At 40.5% G+C, this 430-nt stretch carries 1 protein-coding gene; it reads right to left on the bottom strand.

Features of this window, described 5'->3' with window-relative positions:
* Positions 1–42 precede the first annotated feature (42 nt).
* Positions 43–375, bottom strand: a complete 333-nt coding sequence (locus tag ACSZPU_RS26325) for a hypothetical protein (RefSeq protein WP_499004573.1) — start codon at positions 373–375, stop codon at positions 43–45.
* Positions 376–430: the final 55 nt, after the last annotated feature.

Raw genomic sequence — 430 nt, 5'->3', positions numbered from 1 at the left:
CGGGCATCGTGAAAAGTCTATGTCAAAGAAAGGGTTATGTTCTCATAATTGACGATTAAATCGCACCTTCCCTAAAATCCCAAAAATGGTATCGGTTTTGTAGTCCAAAAAACTCTTTAAATGATTATTCGCTTCTGATGTGACTTTCCGCCGTAATACGAATCCAACAGTTGGCAATAAAACTAATAGGGAAATAGAAATGAGAAGTAAAGCCCAAACAGGCAATGTTACAGGGTAAACAAAAATATCTACCAGCCAATGGAAGAACTTTTTAATGTAGTTCCATAGCCAAACAATAACGGCAATCCCACTACCGCCAGTGACAAGTGTAACGATAACACCCGATATGCTGTCTTTGCTAGATAGTGTCGTCACAAGATTTTAGCCCAGAGAGCGATGCATCTGATCTGGACGGCAGCGAGAAATGAGG

This window comes from Phytobacter sp. V69 (genome assembly GCF_965644215.1).
Lineage (GTDB): Bacteria > Pseudomonadota > Gammaproteobacteria > Enterobacterales > Enterobacteriaceae > Phytobacter.
The sequence above is the reverse complement of the archived record's forward strand: the minus strand, read 5'-3'. Positions and strand labels throughout refer to the sequence as shown.